Source organism: Bradyrhizobium sp. SZCCHNPS1003, assembly GCF_032381555.1.
Taxonomy (GTDB): domain Bacteria; phylum Pseudomonadota; class Alphaproteobacteria; order Rhizobiales; family Xanthobacteraceae; genus Bradyrhizobium.
Genome location: NZ_JAUHIU010000044.1, coordinates 1 through 1,996, shown reverse-complemented (window position 1 = coordinate 1,996; position 1,996 = coordinate 1). Strand labels below are relative to the sequence as shown.

The window sequence follows — 1,996 nt, the reverse complement described above, 5'->3', positions numbered from 1 at the left end:
GTAGAGTCGAGGAAGGGCGCGGTGGCTTGGGCCATTCGGCAACGCCCCGTTTCCCTTCCCCGCTCATCGAACCGGACGTGCGCGTTTCGCGCATCCGGCTCCCGGGCAAGCTCTCATGCCTTCGCCCACGGCAGGTTACGCGTCGACTTCGGCAGCCGTACCAGCCCCAACGTCTCGTAGAGGTACCGGTCGGGGAAGCGATTGTACCCCTGGCCTTGAACCCGATGCTTTTCGCATAACCACTTGCGCAGCCGATGGATGGCATGGGCGTCGACCGCCCTGTAGGCCGGTGAGACCGGCCCGAGGCGGAAGTAGTTCGCCCATCCGGTGAGTTTGGCGTTGAGCCGCTTCACCACCTTCTCGGCTGATAACGTCGTCCTGTGCCGGCCTGTCTCGTCCCCGACCGCATCGCAGATTCGCTTGATGCTCTTCTTCGATGGCTTCGAGTTGAGGTGGGCCTTCCCGGTCTTGTGGGAGTAGCACCGTCCGAACGTGTAGCCCAGGAAGTCGAACCGCTCTTCCGGCAGGTGGCAGATTCGTGTCTTGTCCTCGTTGACCGCCAGTTGCAGTTTCTTGATGACCTCTCGCATCGTCTGCATGGCGATGTCGGCCGTACCCTTGCAGCAGATCACCAAGTCGTCGGCATAGTTGACCATGACGGCCTTCAGCCGCCGCCGCGCGCCCGATTGTCTCCACCACAACACCAGCCGTCGCATGTACAGGTTCGCCAGCAGCGGGGAGATCGGAGAGCCCTGCGGGATGCCGCGGTGCTCGTCCCGATTCCACGTGGTCCGACGCTTGCGCCCGCGATCGTCCGTCTCCTCGACCGGCGCCTCGATCCACATCTTGATCAGATGCAGCATGTGCCGGTCGGAGATCCGGCGCGCCACTGATTTCATCAGCGGTCCGTGCGGTATCTCGTCGAAGTAGCCACGCAGGTCCGCGTCGACGACGGCCGTGTACCCCAGATTGAGCAGGCGGTTCACGGTCTCCACCGCGTCCAGCGCAGTCTTGCCGGCGCGGTACGCATATTGCTCGGGCTCCAGATCGGCTTCGAAGATGGGCTCGAGCACCAGCATCGCCGCCGTCTGAACCACCCGGTCGCGTATCGTCGCGATCCCCAGAGGTCGCATTTTCTTGCTGTTCGGCTTCGGAATGTAGACCCGTCTGACCGCTTGCGGCCGATACGTCTTGTTCCTGAGCTCTTCCGCCAGTTCTCCGAGCCACGGATTCCAGCCATTGTCGACATCCGGGCTCTTGTGATCCGCGGACGACGCACCTTGGCCTCCATACGCCTCGATGGCCTCGAACGTCTGACCGTCCACACCAGCCGCGCCGCCATTGGCTTTGCATCTGGCATAGGCGAAGCTCAGAACATCCGCCCGAGACACCTTGTCGTACAGAAGATAGAACCTGAACCCGGGTTCTGCCTTCGCTTTCGCATGTAACGCAGTCTGCAGCTTCCGGACACTTGGTGGAGTTTCGAGGTGACCCAATCTCCCCTCCCGCGCCACTTCCTACATCGGCTTGAACGAGGGCTCCTTTCCTCCACCGGCATTACCCGGCTTCCCCGGTACTACGAGCCCATCCGACTCCCCGCCGCGCCCGGTCCGACCTTCACAGGTCTCCGGTTGGTCTCTCGCTCGACCGCGCAATGGGGTCTCCCGTGTTGCTTCGGTTCTCGCTGTGGACGTGCCGTCGTCACTACCCCGGTGGAGCCGCTGGGTGCGCGTGTCGCTCTCTTCCCCAGCGATGTCAGCTTTCCCTGTAATAAGGCCAGGTCAGCCTCCACATCGAACTTTTCGAGGCCTGCTCGACGTTCACTCGTGTTACAGCCCGCCCACTCGCCAAGTCACCTCGTGACCCTCTCCACCGGAGGCTTCAGCCGGGTCGTTACCTCGCCGACTGCTCCGATTGCTACCGGCTGGAACGACATTTGCCGGAAGGGACTTTCACCCTCTCAAGAACCGCGCCTTTCCACGGCGCACCTTATACG

General features: G+C 62.6%; 1 protein-coding gene. It reads right to left on the bottom strand.

Translation table 11 applies throughout. The features are described from left to right. Positions 1-113 precede the first annotated feature (113 nt). On the bottom strand, positions 114-1,496 hold the full coding sequence (gene ltrA, locus QX126_RS33470; RefSeq protein WP_315737626.1) for a group II intron reverse transcriptase/maturase: 1,383 nt from the start codon (positions 1,494-1,496) through the stop codon (positions 114-116). Between the last annotated feature and the right edge of the window lie 500 nt (positions 1,497-1,996).